The following is a 21,374-nucleotide window of genomic DNA, read 5'->3' as shown; positions in this document are numbered from 1 at the left end:
CAAGTGATGAAATACGCTCCTTCCGGGTTCCGCCCCCGCCGCGGTGGAGGGGTGGCGAGCCGCGCGGCCCGGTCAGGGGGCGGGCCGGAGCCGTACGCAGCACAGGCCCGGGGCGGGGGCCAGGCGCGCGGTCATCCCGGTGGGGGCCAGGCCCTCCAGGACCCCGTCGAGCAGGCGGAGGTTCATCCCGCAGACGAGCTCGGTGTGCGCCTGCGCGAGCAGGTGGAAGGGGCAGTTGCGCAGGACGACGTCGCCGCCTTCCGGGCAGGGCTCGTAGCCGTGGGCCTCCAGCGTTTCCAGTACGGCGGCCCTGCTGTCCCGGCCACCGGCGCCTGCGGCGTCCCCGCGCTCCGTGCCCCGGGGCTCCTCGGCCCCTGGACCGGTGGCGCGCCCGCCGCCCGCGGCCGGGCGGGCGGCCTGTGCGATCTCCCGGCCGAGCCGGTGGGCGCGCCGTTCCAGCGCGGCCCGCGGTGAGCCCCCCGAGTGCTCGGCCTCGGTGAGGGCGTCGGCCAGGAGCAGTCCGGCCAGGTCGTAGTGGCGCTCCGGCAGGGAGACGGCGACGTCGCAGGGCGAGCGGCGGTACAGCTTGGCCGGGCGTCCGGCGCCGGGGCCGTTGCGGCCGGTGCGCCGCTCGAAGACCACGGAGAGCAGGCCCTGTCCGGCGAGGCGTTCGAGATGGAAGGCGGCGGTCGTGCGGGGCAGGCCCAGGGATGCGGCGACCTCGTCGCGGCTGGCCGGCTCCGGCAGTCCGGCGACGTGGTCGTAGACCTGACGGCGGGTCGGCTCGTCGAGCGCGGCGACGGCGGCGATCTGCGCGGTCCGGTGCCTGCCGTGCCGGTCCTCCGGCCGCTCTCCGGGCTCTTCCATACAGATCAGTCTATAACCAATTCCCGTTGACGAAATCAGAGGGGAGGTCTAGCGTTCTAACTGAAGCGAAACCTGTTTTTAGAAGGAGAAGTGCCATGGCCTCCGGCATCTCGGCCGTCCGTTCGTCCGGCCGGACAGATTCGTCCGACCCCGCCCGCCAGGCTTTCCTGCTGCTGCGCACGGTCTTCACCGCGGCGCCGATCGCGTTCGGCCTCGACAAGTTCACCGGCCTGCTCGCCGACTGGCCGGTCTACCTCGCCTCCTGGATCGACGGCGTCGTCCCCGGCACCGCCCAGCAGGCGATGTACGGCGTCGGCGTCATCGAGATCGTCGCCGGGATCGCGGTCGCGGTGATGCCGCGCTTCGGCGGCTGGCTGGTCGCGGGCTGGCTCACCGGGATCATCGTCAACCTGGTGACCGGCCCCGGTCTCTACGACGTCGCCCTGCGGGACCTCGGCCTCCTCGCCGCCGCGGTCGCACTGGCCCTGCTGTCGGCCCGATACGCCCCCGCCCGGCGCCCGGACGCCTGATACTGAGCCGTACCACCACCCGAGCATGGAGGGGACTCCCATGGCCACCGAGCAGACCTTCGTCATCGTCGGAGCGGGCCTCGCCGGGGCGAAGGCCGCGCAGACCCTGCGGGAGGAGGGCTTCACCGGCGGGATCACGCTGGTCGGCGCCGAGGCCGAGCGGCCCTACGAGCGGCCGCCGCTCTCCAAGGGCTACCTGCTCGGCAAGGAGGAGCGGGACAAGATCTACGTCCATGACGAGGGCTGGTACGGCGAGCACGAGGTGGAGCCGGTCCTCGGCACCCGGGTGACGGCCCTGGACCGGGGCGCCCGCCGGGTCGAGCTGGACGGCGGGCGGCGGCTCGGCTACGACCGGCTGCTGCTCGCCACCGGCGCGTCCCCGCGCCGCCTCGACGTGCCCGGCGCCGACCTCGACGGCGTGCACTGTCTGCGCACCGTCGGCGACTCCGAACGGCTGCGGGAGGCGATCCGGGCCGGCGGCAGGGTGGTCGTCGTGGGAGCCGGATGGATCGGGCTGGAGACGGCCGCCGCCGCGCGGGAGTACGGCTGCGAGGTGACCGTCGTCGAGCCGCGGCCGGTGCCGCTGGAGGCCTCCCTCGGTCCGGAGATGGGCGCCTTCTTCGCCGGCGTCCACCGGGAGCACGGCGTCGACCTGCGGCTGGGCCGGGGCGTGACCGGCTTCTCCGGCGACGGGCGGGTCCGGGCGGTCGCACTGGACGACGGCACCGAGATCCCCGCCGACGCGGTGGTCGTGGGCGTCGGCGCGCGGCCGAACACCGGGCTCGCCGAGCAGGCGGGCCTGGCCGTGGAGAACGGCGTCCTCGTCGACGCGGCCCTGCGCACCGACGACCCGCACGTCTACGCCGCCGGAGACGTGGCCCGCGCCCTCAACCCGCTGTACGGCGCCCGCATCCGCGTCGAGCACTGGGCCAACGCCCTCAACGGCGGACCGGCCGCGGCCAGGTCCATGCTCGGCCTCCAGGTCGTCTACGACCGCCCGCCGTACTTCTACACCGACCAGTACGAGGTCGGAATGGAGTTCACCGGCTGGTTCGCGCCGGGCGGGTACGACGAGGTGGTCGTCCGCGGCGACCTGCAGGCCCGCGACTTCCACGCCTTCTGGCTGGCCGGGGACCGGGTCGTGGCGGGCATGCACGTCAACCGGTGGGACGAGGGCATCGCCCCGGTCCAGGACCTGATCCGCACGGCCGCCCCCGTCGGCCGCGACCGCCTCGCCGACTCCTCGATCCCCCTGGGCGACCTCGCGAAGAGCTGAACGGAACCCGGCTCCGTGATCCGGGGAGCCACGCCCGGCCCAGAAGGGCCTGACTCCCCGGATCGAGACCGTGAGCTCTGGCCGGCGGCTTGCTCCGCGCGGAGAATCTCTCCCAGGTCGTCGCCCAGCGGCTGCGGCACTGATCATCGTGGTCTCGCGCATCGGGCAGAGACCAGGAATCCGACGGTTCGGCTGATCGGACATGGAAGGTGCGTCCAATCGGACACGGATCATGCGGCTGATCGGACATGGAAGGTGCGTCCAATCGGACACGAAGTGGCATGATGGGAGGATGTCTGAGCCGGTCACACCACTCGGAAGGGTGGTTCAGCGTAGAGCCCATGGGCGAGTTCTCGAGGCTCTCTCCGATACACGTGTCGTGCTGATCAATGGTGCACGTCAATCTGGGAAGAGCACCCTGACGGCCCTCGTTGCAGGCACTCAGGAGAACCCGCTCACCAAAAGCCTGGATCGCCCGCAGATTCTTGAGGCCGCGCGGGAAGACCCGAACACGTTCGTGGAGCATCCAGGACTGTTGGTCATCGATGAGATCCAGTACGCTCCCGAGCTTCTTCTCCCGATCAAGTATCAGGTGGACATCGATCCCCGCCCCGGCAGGTACCTGCTCACCGGGTCGGCGAGAGTGCTCGGACTGAAGTCTCTCCCCGACGCACTGCCCGGGCGGATGGAGACGATCGAGCTCTGGCCGTTCTCCCAGGGGGAGATCGAGGATGGAGTCGATGGCTTCGCCGAGGCCGTTTTCCATCTGGCGGACGCTCCGCTCCCGGTGCTGCCCGGAGACAGCAGGCGGTCACTGTCCCTGCGCATTGCGCGGGGCGGGTTTCCCGAAGCCGTCGCACGATCCGATCCCCGGCGCAGACGGCGTTTTCTCGCGTCGTATGTGAGCACGCTGATCGATCGGGACATCCGGGATCTCTCTGACATTTCGAAGCCCGCCGACCTGCGTCGTCTGCTCCAGTTGGTGGCGGCCCGGACAGGGCAGCTGCTGATCGCGGCGAACCTGGCCTCGGACCTGAGCGTCTCGGCCAGAACGGTGCAGCGGTACCTGGATCTCTGTGAGGAGGTTTTCCTGATCAAGCGGGTTCCCGCGTGGTCGAGCAACCTGGCCACCAGGGTGGTCGCGACTCCGAAGGTCGCGTGTGTCGACTCGGGGATCGCGTCGTACCTTCTCGGCTTGGACGAGAACAGGCTGGCGACGGGTGGGGACCTCTTCGGGCCGCTTCTGGAGGGCTTCGTCCTGATGGAGCTGTCGCGGCAGCTCACCTGGGCCGAAGACGACATCCGGCTCTTCCACTACCGGACCAAGGACCAGGTGGAGGTCGACGCGGTGCTGGAGAAGGCAGACGGGCGCATCGCCGGCGTCGAGGTCAAGGCGAGCGCCACTGTCAGGAGCGAGGACTTCCGCGGCCTCCGCCTGCTCGAACGCCAGGCGGGTGACGCGTTCGCCGCCGGGGTCGTCCTCTACACGGGTGACCAAGCCTTGAGCTTCGGTCCCAGGCTGAAGGCGCTGCCGGTCAGCGCGCTCTGGCGGCTGCCCCGGTGAAATCACGATGGTGTGCGTACGGAACCCGCCGTGATTCCACGGAGTACGGATTGCATGAGGTCTCGTTTGCCCGTCACCGCCGTCGTGCTCGCTTTTCCCGCCTGAGGCGGGCCGCCCCAGCCGGGCTCCGGGGCTCGCGGCCTACTCCTCCCCGGAGAACCTCTCCCAGGCGGACTGCCGGGTCATGCCGAGGGCCGCGCCGATCCGGGCCCAGGTGACGCCGCGGGCGCGCAGTCGGCCGACCCAGGTCTGCAGGTCGGCGTCGACCTGGGCGCTCACCGCCGCGACGCGAGGCAGGTGGTCGAGCATCTGCTCGTCGGTCATGGTGTCCGGCCAGGGGATCGCGGGGGCCGCCGGGGACGCGGCCTCCTGGCCGAGGATGTCGTTGCAGAGCTGCACGCATCCGTCGCAGATGTGCACACCGGGGCCGGCGATCAGCTTGTTCACCTCCGCGTCCGTCTTCGCACAGAAAGAGCAGTGCACCTGCTGCCCGGCAGGGGCCGAAGCCGCCATGGAGTCCTCCTCGATCGACCTTGTCAGGGTATGCCTGACGCCGTGACATGACTCTATGGCGTCAGGCATACCCTGACAACGGGTATCCCCAGACGCTTCGTGCGCCTGCGGGAACCGGAGGGGATCAGACGACGGGCAGAGCACGGGCCATGCGCCGATCGCGCAGGCGAGGGTCGTCGGCGCAGGGCTCCTCCTCGCCGGTGAACTCGAAGCCGAGCCGGCGGTAGAGGCCCGTCGCGCGGTCGTTGCCGTCGACGACCCACAGCTCCACCCGGGGGTGGCCCCGCTCGGGCGCCATCATGGCCTGCCAGCGGGCGTCGTCGTAGGCCTGCTCCCTGGCGAGGGAGGAGCTGAACGCCTCCGGCGCGTCGGCGAGCGCGGCGAGCCGGATGTCCCGGAAGGTCCGCCAGTCCTCGGGCGTGAGGCGACGCACGTCGATCGAGCCCATACGGTCGTTCCTTCCTCGGGGTGCGGGAGTCCGCACGATATGGCCCCCCCGGCAGGATGATCAACGGATTTCCCGGTCCGCGCGGGCCGCGGCGGAGCGGGGCGGTCGTCACGGATCCGCGGCCGAGGGTGCTTCGCCGTACAGTGCGGCCAGGGAGCGGGCGGTCTCCGAGACGAGGTCGCGCAGGCCGGCGGGGGAGAGGACCTCCAGGTCCGTGCCGAACCGCAGGAACTCGCTCAGGGTGTGCGAGGGCGACTCGGTGGGGACGGTGATCCGCGTCCAGCCGGGTCGCCCGTCGGGTTCGGCGGTGGCCTCGGCGGCGCGGAGCATGGCCGGGCGGGCCATGTCGGGCAGGCGCTCCATGCCCGCGGGGGAGAGCCGGACGACGGCCTCGCCCTGGACGAGCCGGGCCTCGAACTCCTCCAGGGCGGCGCGCCAGTGGGCGGCCAGGTCGAACCCGGCGGGGCGGTCGAAGGTCTCCGCCAGCACCCGCAGGCCGAGGATCTGCGAGACCCGGTAGGTGCGCACGCCTCCGCGCCCGCCGTCGTCCCCGCCGCCCGCGGCCCTGCCCCCGTCGCCCTCGTCCGCGCGGGCGACGAGGTACCAGCGGCCCGCCTTGAGCACCAGCCCGTACGGCTCCAGCACGCGCACCACCTCCTGGGGCGCCTTCCACCGGCGGTAGCGGACCTCGGCGCGGCGCTGGTTCCACACCGCGTCGGCGACGGCCGCCAGGTACGGGGTCTCGTCGGCGTCGTGGTACCAGTTCGGGGCGTCGAGGTGGAAGCGCTCGCGGATCCGCCCGGCCCGGTCCCGCAGCTCCGCCGGGAGCGCGGCCATGAGCTTGAGCCGGGCCGCCGTCACCACCGAGCCGAGGCCGAGCTCCGCCGCGGGTCCCGGCATCCCGGCCAGGAACAGCGACTCGGCCTCCTCGGGGGTCAGCCCGGTGAGCCGGGTGCGGTAGCCGTCGAGCAGCCGGTAGCCGCCCGAGGGGCCCGCGTCGCCGTACAGCGGGATCCCGGCGGAGTGCAGGGCCTCCACGTCGCGGTAGACGGTGCGGACCGAGACCTCCAGCTCGCGGGCGAGCTGCTGGGCGGTCATCCGCCCGCGGGTCTGGAGCAGCATCAGGAGGGAGATCAGCCGGCTCGCGCGCATGACATGAATTATCCGGAAAATCACTGCCAGGAGATGTCAGTGACCCGGGCTTAGCCTTCGATCATGAGCGACTTCGACTTCCTGATCGGTTCCTGGAACATCGCCAACCGCAAGCTCGTCAAGCCGCTGTCGGGCTCCGACGAGTGGGAGGAGTTCCCGAGCACCGCCGTCGTCCGCCCCATGTTCGGCGGCGCCGCCAACATCGAGGAGATCACCTTCCCGACCAGGGGCTCCTCCGGCCTGACGCTGCGATTGTTCGACGTCGAGCGCGAGGAGTGGTCCCTCTACTGGGGGAGCAGCGTCACCGGCACCCTGTTCCCGCCGGTCGTGGGCCGCTTCACCGACGGGCGGGGCGAGTTCTACGGCGACGACGCCCACGAGGGCGCGCCGATCCGGGCGCGGTTCGTCTGGTCGGAGATCACGGAGAACTCGGCCCGCTGGGAGCAGGCGTTCTCCGCCGACGGGGAGAAGACCTGGGAGACCAACTGGATCATGGAGTTCACCCGTGCGTAGGGCGCGCGGACGGGCCCGGGCCTCCGCAGGGCGCGGGGTTCCGGGTGGGGCGGGAGTGAAGTTGAGTCCGATTCGTGGCATAAGATGACTTGTTGGTGCGTTCTGAACGGACGCACGCAATGACCGCAAGGCGGCCGCTATAAGCGGTATCTACCCCGGTCGAAGCCCACCACGACGGTGCGCTCCCGGACCGGGCAGCGCTCCGTCTGGACTCGGACGGAGACCCGTTGAAGTCGTACCTCGCCGTGCTCGGCTCCCCCGGCGCGTGGCGTTTCCTCGCCCCCGCCTTCCTCGCCCGCCTGCCGTACGCGATGCTCCAGCTCGGCGTCCTGCTGCTCGTGCACTGGTCCACCGGCTCGTACGGCGCGGCGGGCATCGCCTCGGCCGCCGCCGCGGTGACGCAGGCGCTGGTCGGCCCGCAGACCGGGCGCCTGGCCGACCGGTACGGCCAGGCGAAGGTGCTGCTCCCGCAGGTCGCCGTGCACGCCGCCGCGCTGGGCGCCCTGCTGGCGCTGGCCGCCGCGCAGGCCCCGGCCGTGGTGCTGGTGGCCGTCTCGGCGCTGGCCGGAGGCTCGATGCCGCAGGTCGGATCCATGGTCCGGGCCCGCTGGGCGCACCTGCTCGGCCGCTCGGGGCGGCTGGGCACGGCCTTCGCCCTGGAGTCGATCACCGACGAGCTGACCTTCACTCTCGCCCCGGTGCTGCTGGTGGCCGTCTCGACCGGGTTCTCGCCGGTCTGGGCGCTCTCGGCGGCGCTGGTCATGGTCGTGGCGGGCACACTGGCGTTCGCCGCGGTCCGCGCGGGCGCCCCCGAGCCGATGCCGGTCCGGGTCCGCGCCCAGCACGGCGTGCTCCGGCTGCGCGGGGTGGCCGTGCTCGCGGCCGCCTTCGTCGCGATCGGCACCGTGTTCGGCAGCCTCCAGGTCGGCATCACCTCCACCACCGCCGCCCTCGGCCAGGCCGGCGCGGCGGGGCCGATCTACGCGACGTTCTCCGGCGCCAGCCTCGCCGGTGGCCTCGTCTACGGCGTCGTCCGCTGGCGGGCGGAGATCGCGGTCCGGCTGCTGGCCGCCGTCGCCCTGCTCTCCGCCTCGACGGTCGCGCTGGCCTTCGCCGGCTCCGTCCCCCTGCTGTACGGCGCCGCCGCCCTGGCCGGGTTCGTGATCGCCCCGGCCGTGATCACCGGCTACACCCTGGTCGAGCGGCTGGTCCCGGCCGAGGTCAGGACCGAGACGTTCACCTGGCTCAACGGCGCGACGGGCCTGGGCATCGCCACCGGCGCCGCGGTCGCCGGCCAGCTCGTGGACCGTTCCGGCCCCGCGCTCGCCTTCATCGTCCCGCCGGTCACCACCGGCCTCGCCGCCCTGCTGGTGTTCTTCTTCCTGTCCGGCCTGCGGCCCGCGGCCGACCGCTCCCCGGACCGCGAGCCGGCCTCCGCCGCCGTCTGACGGTCAGGCGCGAGCCGCCTGGGCGGCGCGGCGGGCCTCGCGGCGCTCGACGAAGCGGGAGGCGGTGGCCTCGGTGCGGGCGAGGAACGCGGCGAGCTCCTCACGGGCCTTCTCGCCGTCGGCGTCGAGGTCCTCCATGTCGAACACGGCCCACTGGCGCAGCACCGGCATGAGCACGTCGTCGAGGTGCAGGCGCAGGTCGTAGATGCCGGCGTTGGCGATCACCAGGGCCTTGCGGGTGAAGCCCTCGATGCCGGTGCCGGGCATCTGGAAGGTGGTCACCACGTCGGTGACGGCGCGCATGGTCTGGCTCGGGGTGAGCTGGAAGGCCGCGTTGAGCAGGTTGCGGTAGAAGAGCATGTGCAGGTTCTCGTCGGCCGCGATCTTGGCGAGCAGCCGCTCGCAGTTCGGGTCCCCGGAGGCCTTGCCGGTGTTCCGGTGCGAGATGCGGGTGGCCAGCTCCTGGAACGAGACGTAGGCGAGGGAGTGCAGCACGCCGTCGTAGGAGTTGGTGAAACCCTCACCCATGTGGGTCATCCGCGCCCGCTCCAGGGCGACCGGGTCGACGGCCCGGGTGACCGTCAGGTAGTCGCGGATGGCGGTGCCGTGCCGGCCCTCCTCGGCCGTCCAGCGGTGCACCCACGTGCCCCACGCCGCGTCGCGGCCGAAGGTGGTGGCGATCTCGTGGTGGTAGCTGGGCAGGTTGTCCTCGGTCAGCAGGTTGACGATGAGGGAGATCCGCGCCTCCTCGGGGATGGCCGAGTCGGTCTCCGCCCACGGCTCGCCGCCGAACAGGCCGTCGTAGTCGCGGCCTTCGGACCACGGGATGTACTCGTGCGGGAACCACTCCTTGGCCACCTTGAGATGCCGGTCCAGCTCGCCCGCCACAACGGGCTCAAGCTCGTGCAGCAGCTCGGTCTGGCTGAACTCTCGCATGGTGCTCTCCCTCGCGGACTACGGAACCGTAACCTACGTTAACGTAGGTTAATCCGGGCCTCGTAAGTGTGATTGGTCCTATTTATTGCCGCGAGGTTTGTGGTGTTCCCACTTGTGGTGGCGCCCGCAGGGAAGGACGATCCGCCGAACCCGTATTAGTGCGTGGTCGCCGCGCACCCCGGCCGGGAGGGTGGGGGCGTGGAATTCATGATCCTTGGCCCGCTGGAGGTCCGGCGGGACGGCGAGTCCGTCGAGGTGACCGGGGACCGGCAGCGGGCCCTGCTGACCGGCCTGCTGCTCCGCCGGGGCCTGGTGGTCCCCGTCGACCAGCTCGTGGACGAGATGTTCGGCGACCGGCTGCCCCGCGACGCCCGCAACACACTGCAGACCTGCGTGACGCGGCTGCGCCGGTTCCTCGGCCGGGAAGGGCTCGTGCTGACCCGTTCGCCCGGCTACATGCTCGACGTCCCGGCGGACGGCGTGGACGCCGAGCGCTTCACCGCGCTGGCGGGCCGGGCCGGGCGGACCGCCGACCCGCTGGCCCGGCTCGGCCTGCTGGACGAGGCGCTGGGCCTGTGGCGGGGCCCCGCGCTGGCCGGGTTCGACTTCGCCCGGGCCGAGGCCGCCCGCCTGGAGGAGCTGCGGCTGACCGCCCGCGAGGACCGCGCCGCCGCCCTGCTCGCCCTCGGCGAGCCCGGCGCGGCCGTGGCGGACCTGGACGCGCTGGCGCTCGCCCACCCGTGGCGCGAGCGCGCCGTCGCCCTCCTGGTCACCGCCCTCACCCGCGCCGGACGGGTCCCCGACGCTCTGGCCGCCTACACCCGGCACCGCGACGCGCTCCGCGACGAACTGGGCCTCGACCCCTCATCCGACCTGCGCGACCTGCACCGGCGCGTCCTCCGCGGCGAGCTCCGCCCCGACTCCCGCGACCTGCGCCCCGACACCCCGCACGGTGGCCAGGGATCGCGCGTCCCGCACGGTGCTTCGGGATCGCGCGTCCCGCACGGTGCTTCGGGATCGCGCGTCCCGCACGGTGCTTCGGGATCGCGCGTCCCGCACGGTGGCCCGGGATCCCGCCTTCCCGCCTCCCCGCCGTGCGAACGCCGCCCGGACTCCCTCATCGGACGGGAGGGCGAGCTCACCGCGATCCGGCGGACGCTGGCCGCCGGCCGGATCGTCACGCTCACCGGCCCCGGCGGTGTCGGCAAGACCAGGCTCGCCCGGCGAATCGCGCACGACCACGGCGAGGAGGTCTTCTGGGTCGACCTCGCCCCGCTCGGGGACGCGGGCGCGCTCGCCCACACGGTGGCCGCCGCGGCCGGACTGGAGGCGGAGCCGGGGGTGGCGGTCGCGGACGCGCTCGGCGAGTGGGCCGCCACGACGCGCGGGCTGCTCGTCCTGGACAACTGCGAGCACCTGCTTCCCGCGGTTCCCGAACTGCTCGACCGCATGCCGGGGGCGGCGGTCCTGGCCACCAGCCGCGAACGGCTCGGGGCGGCGGGAGAGCACGTCCTGGACGTCCCTCCGCTGGAGGCCGGCCACGCGGCCGAGCTGTTCCGCGCCCGGGTGCCGATCCCCGGGTTCGCCGACGAGCCGGGCCAGGAGGAGCGGATAGCCGAGATCTGCCGGGCGCTGGACGGGCTGCCGCTGGCCGTGGAACTGGCGGCGGCCAGGATCGGCTCGCTCACCGTGGACGACCTCGCCGACCGGCTGGACGGGCGCTTCGCGCTGCTGCGCCGTACCCGCCCGGTGGGCCGCCACGGCGCGCTGGAGACCGTGATCGACTGGTCCTACGACATGCTCTCCGCCGAGGAGCAGCGGACCTTCCTCCGGCTCGCGGCCTTCGCTGGCCCGTTCGACCTGGCCACCGCCGAGGCCGTGGCCGGGCCGTACACCGCCGACCTGGTCGCCAGGCTCGCCGACCGGTCGATGCTGACCCGGCCCGGCCACACGGGGGTCGGCCGCTACCGGATGCTGGAGACCCTGCGCGCCTACGCCCTGCGCCGCCTGGACGCGGGAGAGCTCCGGCGGCTGCGGCACCGGCACGCCACGGTGATGGCCGAACTGGCGGAGGAGGCCGAGAAGAGACTGTGGGGCCCGGACGAGGTCCGGTGGACGCAGACCGTGGAGACCTGGCTCGCCGACATGCGCCTGGCCTGGAACTGGGCGCGCGAGGCCGGCGATCACGACCTGACGATCCGGATCGCCGCCGCGCTCGCGCGGTACGGCTACTGGGCCGGGCGCGGCGACGTCACGGCCTGGGGGGAGGCCACGGTGGCCGCGGCGACCGCGGCGGCCGCGGAGCATCCGAGGCTCGCCGTGGTGTACGGCGCCGCGGCCTTCGCCGCCTGGGGCGACGGCCGGCTGGCCGAGGCGGCCGGGCTCGCCCGGCAGGGCGTCGCGCTGGCCGCCGGCGGACTCGGGGAGAGGGCCCGCACGACTCTTCTCGGCGGGCCGGGGAGCGGCGGCACGGGAGCGGCGCCGCCGGTGCGGCGGGGGGACGTGGTGACGGCGGTGGCGGCCCTCGGGGACGTGGCGCTGGTCAGCGGCGACCTCGGCACCGCGCTGGACGCCTACCGCGCCATGGAGGAGCTCGGCGCCGCGCAGGAGTCCGGCGGCCAGACCGTCCGGGCCATGGCCGCGGCCTGCCAGGCGCTCGCCCACTGCTACTCCGGTGACGCGGACGCCGCGCTGGAGGCCGCCCGCCGGGCGGTCGCGCTGGCCGCGGAGTCGCGCAACCCGACGGTCATCGCCTTCGCCCGCTTCGCCGAGGGCGAGGTCCTGACCGATCTCGACCCGGAGGCCGCCGAGGCGGCGCTGGCGGTCGCGCGGGCGCTGTGCGAGGAGGTGGGCAACCGGTTCGTCGCGGGCCTGGTGCTCACCTCGACCGTCGCGCTGCGCGGGCGGCACGGCCCGGCGGGACCCGCCCTGGAGCTGTTCCACGAGGCGATTGCGCACTGGCGCCGGGTCGGCAACCGCACGCTGATCGCGACCGCGCTGCGCAACCTCGTCGTGCTGTTCGCCCGGACCGGCATGGACGAGGCCGCGGTGACGCTCGCCGCGACGTTGAGGCGGGCGTCACCGGGCGATTCATACGGAGCCGAGGCCGAGCGGCTCACGCGGGCGCTGGCGGCCGTCCGCTCCCGGATGGGCGGTGGCCGGCACGCGAGGGCCGAGCTCACCGGCGCGGGCCGGTCGCTGGAGGAGGCCGCCGACCATGCCCTGGCGGTGCTGGACGCCCACGCCCCGGCCGCGCTGGCCGCCCACACCGCGGGCGGCCAGGAAGACCAGCACGATCTCGGCGAGCATCAGCAGGCGCTCGACCAGGCCGTAGTAGGCCGGACCGTCGATCAGGTCCGCGGTCAGCGAGCCGGGGTGGGCCGCTAGGAACGCCGCCAGCAGAAGCACCGAGAGCGCGCTCACCGCCGAGAGCAGGGTGTCGCCGGAGCGGCGGCCGAGCAGCCGGCCCGCGCACGGCAGCGCGGTGAACACCACGGCCGCCGACCAGCGGTGGATCTCCCCGGTGATCGAAACGACCCCGGGCGCGGCGTCGGTGGGGAACGACGCGGTCAGCAGCAGGCCCAGCGCCGCCGCCACCAGCAGCACCCGGGCCGCCGCGCTGCCCGCCGGGTCCGTCCCGGCCAGGCCGTACGCGGTCCACAGGCAGCCCGCGGCCAGCGCGAGCGTGCCGCCGACCAGAGCCCAGGCGGTGCCGTCCAGCAGGGCGTAGTCGCTGATCAGCCCGGTCATCGGGTCCACCGCGCCGCCCCCGGCGAGGTGCGCCCAGGCCATCGCGACCAGGGCCAGCGCCGCCCCGCCCATGCCGAGCGCCCGCCAGATCGGCTCCGGACCCCTCTGCGGGGCCGCCCCCTCGGGACCGCTCATCGGGCCACCTCCCGGTAGATCTCCTCGAACCGGGCCAGGGAGGCCTGGTGGTCGTGGCTCAGCGCGATCGCCCGGCTGGCCGCGCCCATCGCGGCGCACAGGCCGGGCGAGGTGAGCAGGGAGGTCAGGTGCCGGGCCAGTTCCTGGACGTCGCCGGGCCGGAACAGGTGGCCGTTCTCGCCGGGCCGGACCAGGTGGGGCAGGGCCATCGCGTCGGCGGCGACCACCGGCAGTCCGCTGGCCATCGCCTCCAGCGTGGCGATGCTCTGCAGTTCGGCCACGCCCGGCATGGCGAAGACGTCCGCGGCGGCGTAGGCCAGGGGGAGTTCCTCGTCGGGGACGAAGCCCAGGAAGGACACGTGGTCGCCGACCCCGATGCGCCGTGCCAGCCGCTCCAGCACGGCCCGCTGCCCGCCGGTGCCGACCAGGGCGAGCTGGACGTCGCTGCCGTTGAGGAGGTACGGCAGGGCGCGGACGAGCTCGTCCAGCCGCTTCTCCTCGTCCAGCCGCCCGACGAACAGCACGGTCTCCCGGTCCGGCAGCTCGAAGGCCTTGCGCGCCCAGCTCCTGGGCTCCGCGGAGGGCTGGAAGCGGGACAGGTCGATGCCGCACGAGACCGGTTCCACGGGCGGGGCGAACCCCTTCTCGGTGAGCAGCCCGGCCGCGATCCGGGTCGGCGTGGTCACCCGGTCCGCGCGGGAGAAGACGCGGTTGAAGTCGCGCCAGGCGAGTGCGCCCGCCTGGTCGCGGAACCGCCCGGGGACGTGCGCGAACTGGAAGAGGTTGTCGGGCATGAAGTGGTTGGTCGCGACCACCGGGACGCCCCCGCGCCGGGCGGCCGCGATCGCCGCGCGGCCGACCACGAAGTGGCCCTGCACGTGGACCACGTCCGGGGCGAGCGCGCCGATCAGCCGGTCGAGCCTGGCCGGCAGCGAGACCCGCATGGTCGGGTGGACGAGCAGCGGGGCCGAGCGCAGCCGGTGCACGGTCACCCCCTCGACCCGTTCGGTCCTGGCCGGGCCGGTGTCCGAGGCGCAGACCACGTGGACCTCGTTGCCCCGCTCGGCCAGGCCGCGGGCCAGCCGGTGGGTGAAGTAGGCGGCGCCGTTCACGTCCGGCGGGTAGGTGTCGGTCCCGATGAGCACCCGGCTGGGCCGGGTGGCGAGCGGTTCGGGGGCGAGGGCGACGGGTGAGGGGGTGGCGGTGACGGCCATGGAGGGGGCTCCGTTCATCGGGCTGCCGGGGTTCGTCAGGCTGTCGGGCAGAAGGTCGGGCAGTCAGGCAGTCAGGCGGTCAGGCGGGCACTGCGCGGAGGGCGGGATTCACGGGGCCGCCGCTCCGGGCGCGGGCGACATCGGGGTGGTGCGGGCCAGGGCCACGGTCCCGGCGACGGTGAGCGCCGCCGCGGCCAGGGCGGTGAGCGTGCTCGCCGCCCCGGTGGGCAGCGGCTCGCCGAGCAGGAGGGCGCCGAAGGCGACGGCGGTCAGGGGGTCGGCCACCTGGAGCGCGGCGAAGGCCACGCCGAAATGGCCGACGGCGTAGGCGCGCTGCAGCAGGGCCAGCGCGATGAGGGCGGGAACCGGAGCCGCGGCCAGGAACCAGAGCTCCCGGTTGCCGTCGGCCAGGACGCGGGCGAGGGTGGCGGTCGCGCCGTACAGCACGCCCGCCGCGGTCGCGAGCAGCACGGCCCGCCCGGTCGGGGCGGCCCGCCGGGCGAGGACCCACAGGACGAGCGCGGCGGCGGTCGCCCCCGCGAGCAGGGCCACCGCCTCACCCGTGCCGAGGTACGGCGTGCCCGAGTGCTCGGGCACGACCAGCACCAGGCCGACGAGCCCGACGGCGATCACGGCCGCGGCGCCGAGTTCGCCCGGCCGGACCCTGCGGCGGTGCAGGGCGGCGGCGCAGGGCAGGGCGAACAGCAGGCTGGCCACGCCCATCGGCTGCACCACGGTGAGCGGGCCGTACGCAAGCGCGACGACGTGCAGGGCGGTGCCCGCGCCGATCGCGAGGCCGCCCAGCAGCCAGCGGGGCCGCCGCAGCAGCCGCCGCAGGCCGGGCCCGGCCGTCCCCGCCGCCTCGAACTGCTGCAGCGCGGCGCCGAGTGCGAAGAACAACGATCCCAGCAACGCCAGTACGGCCGCCAGCACGGTCATACGCACTCCTCTCCCGACAGATCAAGACATGGCGAGATGACCGCGACACCTCACGGAGGCGTCCGGACGGGGTCTTCCGGTGAACTAGTGGCAGCGTCCCGCGACGGGGGAGCCCGGAGCCATAGGGGATCTCCCTGACTTCGGTGGGAGATCCCTGAGATCTGCGTCGGGGGGAGCGGGCGGGCCGGACGCCCGCCCGGCCCGCCGGAGAGGGGAGCGGCCGGGCGTCGCCCGGTGGCCGGGGGGCGGCCGGTCGCTCGTCCGGCGAGGGAATCAGGCGCTCGCCGGTCGGGAGGAGAGAGACCGGTCGGGACCGGCCGGGGAGCGGTCAGTCGGCGGCGTAGGCGGGCTGCTCGGCCTCCAGGGGGGCGGTCCGGGGACGGCGCACGTACCGGACGACCTCGACGATCACCGTGATCGTCACCGCGATGCCGAGCCCGAGCAGCAGGCCCTTGATCGGGTCGTGCTCGAAGGCGGCGCCGCCCACGTAGCCGATCAGGCCCGAGTAGACGGCCCAGGAGACGGCCGCGATCCCGTCGAAGAAGGCGAACGAGCGGCGCGGGTAGGCGACCGCCCCCATCGTCAGCGTGCAGGCCGTACGGCCGCCGGGGATGTAGCGGGCGACCACGAGCACGAGCCCGCCCCGCTCGGCCAGCGCCTGCTCGGCCCAGGCGAACGCCTTGCCCGTCCGCCTGCCGTTGCGAAGCCTGCCGTTGGTGGTGCGGCCGATGGCGTAGGAGATGTGGTCGCCGGCGAACGCGCCCAGCGCCGCCACCACGATCACCAGCGCGATGTCGGGCGCGCCGGTGGAGGCGGCGAACACGCCCGCGGTGATCACGGACGTCTCGGCGGGCACGATCGGGAAGAACCCGTCGAGCATCGCCAGCGCGAACAGCGCCAGATAGATCCAGGGCGAGGACATCGCCTGCTGGACCGCGTCGAGGATTGCCTGCGTCATTGCCGAGCTCCATGGGGTTTCGGGGGACTTCCTACAGCACGCTGACGGCCCGGCGATCTCAGGGCATCGGGGAGGGACCCCGATGGCTGCGGGGCGCGCCCCTGAGATCCCTCAGGGATCCGCCATGTGGACCGTACGAGCGGTACATGTCAGCCGACTTGCATGTGGATTGACCGTATGAATTGTGCAGGTTCGCCGGCATCGCACGAACGGCCCCGCCCGCCCCCGACTTTCGTCGGGGGCGGGCATGCTCCCCAAGGCGGAGGAACCGGCCGCGGGACGCCTGTAGCGTCACGGAGTGACGGGCGGGGGAAGGAGGGCGATGAGGGGGAAGACGGTCCGCGGGGCCGGGCGGGGGCTGCTGCTCTGGGCGGTCCTGTGCGTCCCTCTGCTGCTCGCGCCGCCCCTTCCCGCGTGGCCGGGGCCGGTCGGCGGCTGGGCGCGGGCCTCGGCGGTCCTGGCCGGGGCGGTCTTCCTGGCGGTGGCGGTGCTCGCCCGCCGCCGGGCCCCGCTCGCCGTCGCGCTGGCGGTCCTGGCGGCGGGGTCGTTCAACGTCGAGGAGGGCTGGGCCACGACCGAGCTCTGGTGGGTGGCGGAGCCGGTGAAGCTCGGCCCGCTGAACGGGTTCACCCTCGCGGCCGTCGTCCTCGGCTACCGTGTCGGCCGCCGGACGGCCCGCGTGCGGACCGCCGCGTCGGCCTACGCCGTTGCCGCGGGAGCCGTCGCCGCCGTGACCGCGGCGGTCTCCCTCGGCCCCGCACCGGTCCCCGCGGCGGCGTTCTGGTCCTCGGTCCTGTCCGGGGTGCTGCTCTGGGCCGTCCTGCCCTGGTCGGCCGGGCTGGTGGTACGGCAGCGCGCGGAGGCGCACGCCCGTGAGCAGGAGCTCGTCGCCGCCCAGGCCGGGCTCCGCGAGCGCAACCGGATCGCCCAGGACATGCACGACTCCATCGGCCACGACCTCGCCCTCATCGCGCTGCGGGCCGCCGCCCTGGAGATGGCCCCCGACCTGGACGAGCGGCACCGCCGCGCCGCCGGGGAACTGCGGGCCGCCGCCGCCGACACCACCGAGCGCCTCCGCCGGGTCATCGGGGTCCTGCGCGAGGGGGAGCCGGCCCCGCTGGACCCGATCGAGGGGAGCCTGGCCGAGATCGTGGACCGGGCGAGGGACTCGGGCCTGCGGGTGGAGCTGCGCGGTGCCGGGGAGCTGCGGGACCGCACGGCGGGCCGGGTCGTCCAGGAGGCGCTGACCAACGCGGCCAAGCACGCCCCGGGCGCCCCGGTGACGGTCGAGGCGCTCGACGGGCCCGGCGGGATCACGGTGACCGTGAGCAACCCGCCCGCGGCCGTCCCGCCTCCCCGGTCCGGCGGGGGCGGGCTGGGGCTGATGGGGCTGCGCGAGCGGGTACGGCTGGCGGGCGGCACGTTGGAGGCGGCTCCCCGCGCGGGCGGCTTCCGGGTCGTGGCGAGCTTTCCCCGCGACCTTCGAGAGAACGGAGCGACATGATCCGGGTATTGCTGGCCGACGACGAGACCATGATCCGGGCGGGGGTCCGGGCCATCCTGGCCGCCGACCCGGGGATCGAGGTGGTCGCCGAGGCGGGCGACGGGCGGGAGGCGGTCGACCTGATGCTCGCGCACCGCCCCGACGTCGTCCTGCTCGACATCCGCATGCCCCGGCTGGACGGCCTGGCGGCGGTCGCCGAGCTGCGCAGGACCGCACCGGAGACCGGGGTGCTGATGCTGACCACGTTCGGCGAGGACGAGTACATCGCCCGCGCGCTGGGGGAGGGCGCGAGCGGGTTCCTGCTCAAGTCCGGCGACCCGCGCGAGCTGCTGGCCGGGATCCGCGCCGTCGCCGAGGGCGCCGCCTACCTCTCCCCGCGGGTCGCCCACCGGGTCATCACGGAGCTGACCGGCGGCCGGATGACCCGCGCGGCGGCCGCCCGCGACCAGGTCTCCGCCCTCACCCCCCGCGAGCGCGACGTCCTGGTCCTGGTCGGGGCCGGGCTCTCCAACGCCCAGATCGCCCGCAGGCTCAGCCTGGTCGAGGGCACCGTCAAGGCCCACGTGAGCGCGATCCTCACCCGCCTGGACGCCCGCAACCGCGTCCAGGCCGCCATCCTCGCCTACGAGGCCGGCCTCCTCGACGCGGCCGCCGGCGAGCGGACCCGGCGACCGTGAGCAGGCGCCGCTACGTCGCCCGGGGCGTGCAGGCCGGAGACCTTCCGGCCCGGCCGCGGGCGTGTTTCCCCCGTGCGGGGGAGGCGGTTCCCTTCCGAGCGGGAGGAGCGGGCGGGCCGGGGGCGGGAGGGTCGGGGCATGACCACTCAGCTGATCGACGACCCCCGGACCGCGGCCCTGCGCCTGACGGCGAGCGCGGTGGCCGTGGCGGGCATGCTCCCCTACCTCGCTCTCAAGATCGTCTGGCTGACCGGCGGCTCCCTCGGGATCGACGATCCCGGCGTCCTGGCCGACGGCGCCTTCTTCGGCCTCAACCTGCTCACCTTCGGCATGGACGCCGTCGCGCTGCTCATCGCGCTCGCCTTCGTCCGCCCCTGGGGGCGGCGGATCCCGGCGGGGCTGATCCTGCTGCCCATCTGGGTCGGGATCGGCCTGCTGTCCACGATCCTCGTCCAGGTCCCGCTGAGCAGCCTGGTCGGGGTGTTCAGCGGGACCCCGCTCGTCCAGCCGGGCGGGCCGGTGGCCGGCTGGGTCTACCTCGTGGTCTACACCGGGTTCTGCTGCCAGGGCATCGGGCTCATGATCGGCTTCCAGTACCACGCGCGCCGCCGCTGGCCCTGGGTGTTCACCTCGCGGACCTCGGACGGCGCGGCGGACGCGACGCGGGAGCTGCAGCTCTTCGTCGCCCGGGGGACCGTGGTCGTGGCGGGCGTCCTGGCGGTGGTCAACCTCGCCTGGCTCCTCGGCGCGACGTACGGCCTGCCCGCCGAGACGATCGCCCGCCGCACCTTCGCCTTCCACCTCAGCAGCGGGATCAACGCGGCACTGGCCGTCGCGGCGGCGGCGGGCCTGCTGGTGATCGCCCGAGGGCGTTCGCAGCGGCCGCTCTGGGTGCCGGTGACGCTCGCGTGGGTCGGCTCGGGTGCGATGTTCGGCTGGTCGCTCTACGGAATGATCATCACCCTGGTGCCGAACCCGCTCAACCCCGGCGGCGACCAGGGCATCACCGGCCTCGTCATGCTGTTCACCCTGCTCACCGGCACGATCGTGGGCCTGACCGGGATCTTCGCCCTCGCCGGGCGGGCCCGCTGACCCGCCGGGGGCTCAGGCGGCGGGGGCTGGCTCGTGGTGCAGGCGGCGCAGGACGCGGCGGAAGGCCCAGACGGAGAAGACTCCGGCGGCACCGGTGATCGCGGCGACGGCCGAGGTGCGGACCAGCAGGTAGGTGCCGACCGAGTTGTGGAGCAGGAGCCAGATGCTCACCGTGGAGTTGGCCAGCAGCACGAAGGCCCACAGCAGGGTGATCCGGGCGAAGAACCGGCGGACCCGCTCGTTCTTCAGCACCGCCGAGGGCAGGTGCACGTAGTCGAGGGTCAGCTTCTGCACCAGCGGGCGGCGCAGCCGCACCGAGGCGAGGAAGACCATGCTGATGCAGATGGTGCCCAGTTCGGGCTGGAGGAAGAAGACCGTCGTGCTCCCGGACCAGAGGCCGACCAGCGCGCGGAGGGTGATCGCCAGGGCGGCGAGGAGCATCGTCGCGGGCACGCGGGACCGCCGCAGCAGCCGCCAGCCGATCCCGGCGTACACCCAGGCGGCCGCCGCGACCATCGCGCCGTTCTCGCCGAGGAGGACGAAGGCGGTGTAGAAGACGGCGAGCGGCGCCACGACTGCTTCCAGGAGCCGCGGCACCGCCTGGCGGGCGAGCACGGTCAGGCGGGGAAGGGCGAAGGGCGTAGGGCTCACTGCTGCTCCACGGGGCGGAGGACACGACCGGCGCTTGGGAGTTCGCGCCTACCCCAGCAATAGATGACCAGGCATGCCGGGGCCTTGAGACACACTTGCGGAACGGTTACTCCGGTGTGCGCGGCCACTCACGCTACCCGGCCGGTACGGCCGCCGCCCCCCGCTCCGCCGATCCGGCGCCGTGAGCCGCGTCGAGCGGAGGCGCCGCCGGGACCTTCCCCGATCAGGCCCGGTCTCCCGGCGGCGGGACGGGTCGCCCGGCCGGGTCAGCCGGCGGTGGCGGTGGCCAGTTTCGCGCCGAAGCCGACGAAGAGCGCGCCCGCGCCCGCGGTGAGCCCGGCCGCCATCCTGCGCCGCCGCCGGAAGTTCGCCGCCAGGTAGGTGCCGCCGAAGATCAGCGTGCTCAGGTAGAGCATGCTGAAGACCTGCAGGATCGTGCCCAGGATGAGGAACGACAGGGCGGGCGCGGCGTAGCCGGGGTCCACGAACTGCACGAAGAAGGTGATGAGGAACAGGATCGCCTTCGGGTTGAGCAGGCTGACGATGAGCGCCCTGCGGAACGGGTTCACGGCCGGCTCCACGGCTTCGGCCGCGGCGGCCGTCTCCGGGGACCGCCACGAGCGCCAGGCGCCGCGCAGCATCTGCAGGCCCATCCAGGCCAGGTAGGCGGCGCCAGCGTACTTCACGACCGTGAACAGCACCACGTTGGTCTTCAGCACCGCGGCGGCCCCGGCCGCCGCGAGGACCATCAGGACCGTGTCGCCGACGAACACCCCGGCCGCCCCGAGGTACCCCTGCCGGACCCCGCGCTGGGCGGCGGTGGTCAGGACGTACAGGGAGTTGGGGCCGGGCAGCAGGATGATGAAGAACGCACCGGCCACATAGGTCCAGATGTCGGTGACGCCGAAGAACATATGGTGCTCCAGGGGGCAAAGAGGAATTCTGTGCCACGGTACTCCCACGGCCCCGGCGTTGAAGGGTTTTGTCCGGCCTGCTGATGGTTGATCAGAGGTTGTAGATGGCGAAGGCCGTGTCGTGATCGAGGAGGTCACGGCGGGCGTGGGCGATGTTCGCACGTCCAGCCAGGCGGAAGGTGTTGATCGCCAGATTGTGGAAGGACGCGAGAGCTCGCGGCGCGGTCCCGGTTCTGAGCTGGGAGGCATCCTCTCGAAAGGTCACATCGCGGACCCAGTGGAGACGGTTTTCC

The 21,374-nt window shown here is 73.7% G+C and carries 19 protein-coding genes and 2 pseudogenes; 9 read left to right on the top strand and 12 right to left on the bottom strand.

Annotated features, from left to right (window positions below; genetic code table 11):
- Positions 1-72 precede the first annotated feature (72 nt).
- Positions 73-867, bottom strand: a complete 795-nt coding sequence (locus FHS22_RS24890) for a helix-turn-helix transcriptional regulator (RefSeq protein WP_184945402.1) — start codon at positions 865-867, stop codon at positions 73-75.
- Positions 868-962: 95 nt separating this feature from the next.
- On the opposite strand from FHS22_RS24890, the gene FHS22_RS24885 reads away from it, so the two are divergent.
- From FHS22_RS24885 to FHS22_RS24875, 3 genes are all read left to right on the top strand, one after another.
- Complete coding sequence (locus tag FHS22_RS24885) at positions 963-1,397, top strand: hypothetical protein (RefSeq protein ID WP_184945400.1); 435 nt, start codon at positions 963-965, stop codon at positions 1,395-1,397.
- A 40-nt stretch (positions 1,398-1,437) separates the two neighbouring features.
- Entirely contained in the window at positions 1,438-2,673 is a 1,236-nt protein-coding gene (locus FHS22_RS24880; RefSeq protein ID WP_184945398.1) for an NAD(P)/FAD-dependent oxidoreductase, read from the top strand.
- A 379-nt stretch (positions 2,674-3,052) separates the two neighbouring features.
- A complete protein-coding gene (locus FHS22_RS24875; protein WP_338047928.1) occupies positions 3,053-4,237 on the top strand; it encodes an ATP-binding protein in 1,185 nt (394 codons plus the stop codon).
- Positions 4,238-4,378: 141 nt separating this feature from the next.
- Here the strand turns inward: FHS22_RS24875 and FHS22_RS39015 are convergent, their stop codons facing one another.
- The 3 genes from FHS22_RS39015 to FHS22_RS24860 form a co-directional block, all read right to left on the bottom strand.
- Positions 4,379-4,750 carry a ClpX C4-type zinc finger protein gene (locus FHS22_RS39015; protein WP_184945394.1) on the bottom strand — a complete coding sequence of 124 codons (372 nt, stop codon included), beginning with the start codon at positions 4,748-4,750 and terminating at the stop codon, positions 4,379-4,381.
- A gap of 124 nt (positions 4,751-4,874) precedes the next feature.
- Complete coding sequence (locus tag FHS22_RS24865; protein ID WP_184945392.1) at positions 4,875-5,198, bottom strand: GNAT family N-acetyltransferase; 324 nt, start codon at positions 5,196-5,198, stop codon at positions 4,875-4,877.
- Positions 5,199-5,306: 108 nt separating this feature from the next.
- Positions 5,307-6,350 carry a helix-turn-helix transcriptional regulator gene (locus tag FHS22_RS24860; protein WP_184945390.1) on the bottom strand — a complete coding sequence of 348 codons (1,044 nt, stop codon included), beginning with the start codon at positions 6,348-6,350 and terminating at the stop codon, positions 5,307-5,309.
- A gap of 63 nt (positions 6,351-6,413) precedes the next feature.
- On the opposite strand from FHS22_RS24860, the gene FHS22_RS24855 reads away from it, so the two are divergent.
- Positions 6,414-6,863, top strand: a complete 450-nt coding sequence (locus tag FHS22_RS24855) for a hypothetical protein (RefSeq protein ID WP_184945389.1) — start codon at positions 6,414-6,416, stop codon at positions 6,861-6,863.
- Positions 6,864-7,090: 227 nt separating this feature from the next.
- The gene (locus FHS22_RS24850; RefSeq protein ID WP_184945387.1) at positions 7,091-8,311 is read left to right on the top strand and encodes an MFS transporter; all 1,221 of its coding nucleotides are present in this window, start codon (positions 7,091-7,093) and stop codon (positions 8,309-8,311) included.
- Positions 8,312-8,314: 3 nt separating this feature from the next.
- Here FHS22_RS24850 and FHS22_RS24845 read toward each other — a convergent pair whose 3' ends face one another.
- Entirely contained in the window at positions 8,315-9,247 is a 933-nt protein-coding gene (locus tag FHS22_RS24845; RefSeq protein WP_184945385.1) for an acyl-ACP desaturase, read from the bottom strand.
- Between the two features lie 207 nt (positions 9,248-9,454).
- Between FHS22_RS24845 and FHS22_RS38345 the strand changes: the two are divergent.
- Positions 9,455-11,245: pseudogene (locus tag FHS22_RS38345) on the top strand (AfsR/SARP family transcriptional regulator); the annotation flags it as partial.
- A gap of 1,092 nt (positions 11,246-12,337) precedes the next feature.
- On the opposite strand, the gene FHS22_RS38340 reads toward FHS22_RS38345, so the two are convergent.
- The 4 genes from FHS22_RS38340 to FHS22_RS24825 form a co-directional block, all read right to left on the bottom strand.
- On the bottom strand, positions 12,338-13,132 hold the full coding sequence (locus FHS22_RS38340) for a DUF998 domain-containing protein (protein WP_260408256.1): 795 nt from the start codon (positions 13,130-13,132) through the stop codon (positions 12,338-12,340).
- Complete coding sequence (locus FHS22_RS24835) at positions 13,129-14,346, bottom strand: glycosyltransferase (protein ID WP_184945381.1); 1,218 nt, start codon at positions 14,344-14,346, stop codon at positions 13,129-13,131. Before FHS22_RS24835 ends, FHS22_RS38340 begins: the two co-directional genes overlap by 4 nt.
- Before the next feature lie 108 nt (positions 14,347-14,454).
- A complete protein-coding gene (locus tag FHS22_RS24830; RefSeq protein ID WP_184945379.1) occupies positions 14,455-15,285 on the bottom strand; it encodes a DMT family transporter in 831 nt (276 codons plus the stop codon).
- Positions 15,286-15,613: 328 nt separating this feature from the next.
- Positions 15,614-16,243, bottom strand: coding sequence for a DedA family protein (locus FHS22_RS24825; RefSeq protein ID WP_184945377.1), 630 nt, complete (start codon positions 16,241-16,243; stop codon positions 15,614-15,616).
- 322 nt (positions 16,244-16,565) lie between these two features.
- On the opposite strand from FHS22_RS24825, the gene FHS22_RS24820 reads away from it, so the two are divergent.
- The 3 genes from FHS22_RS24820 (at position 16,566) to FHS22_RS24810 (ending at position 19,516) form a co-directional block, all read left to right on the top strand.
- Positions 16,566-17,747, top strand: coding sequence for a sensor histidine kinase (locus FHS22_RS24820; protein WP_184945376.1), 1,182 nt, complete (start codon positions 16,566-16,568; stop codon positions 17,745-17,747).
- Positions 17,744-18,424, top strand: coding sequence for a response regulator (locus FHS22_RS24815; RefSeq protein ID WP_184945374.1), 681 nt, complete (start codon positions 17,744-17,746; stop codon positions 18,422-18,424). The genes FHS22_RS24820 and FHS22_RS24815 overlap by 4 nt, the downstream gene beginning before the upstream one ends.
- A gap of 138 nt (positions 18,425-18,562) precedes the next feature.
- A complete protein-coding gene (locus tag FHS22_RS24810; RefSeq protein ID WP_184945372.1) occupies positions 18,563-19,516 on the top strand; it encodes a hypothetical protein in 954 nt (317 codons plus the stop codon).
- 12 nt (positions 19,517-19,528) lie between these two features.
- Here FHS22_RS24810 and FHS22_RS24805 read toward each other — a convergent pair whose 3' ends face one another.
- From FHS22_RS24805 to FHS22_RS24795, 3 genes and pseudogenes are all read right to left on the bottom strand, one after another.
- Positions 19,529-20,167, bottom strand: coding sequence for a VC0807 family protein (locus FHS22_RS24805; protein WP_184945370.1), 639 nt, complete (start codon positions 20,165-20,167; stop codon positions 19,529-19,531).
- A gap of 266 nt (positions 20,168-20,433) precedes the next feature.
- Positions 20,434-21,081, bottom strand: a complete 648-nt coding sequence (leuE, locus tag FHS22_RS24800; protein WP_184945368.1) for a leucine efflux protein LeuE — start codon at positions 21,079-21,081, stop codon at positions 20,434-20,436.
- 91 nt (positions 21,082-21,172) lie between these two features.
- A pseudogene (locus FHS22_RS24795) lies at positions 21,173-21,374 on the bottom strand (ISAs1 family transposase); the annotation flags it as partial.

The organism is Thiemannella venezuelensis, from assembly GCF_014203605.1.
GTDB lineage: Bacteria > Actinomycetota > Actinomycetes > Streptosporangiales > Streptosporangiaceae > Planomonospora_A > Planomonospora_A venezuelensis.
Note: the sequence above shows the minus strand (reverse complement) of the source record. Positions and strands in the feature narration are given on the sequence as shown.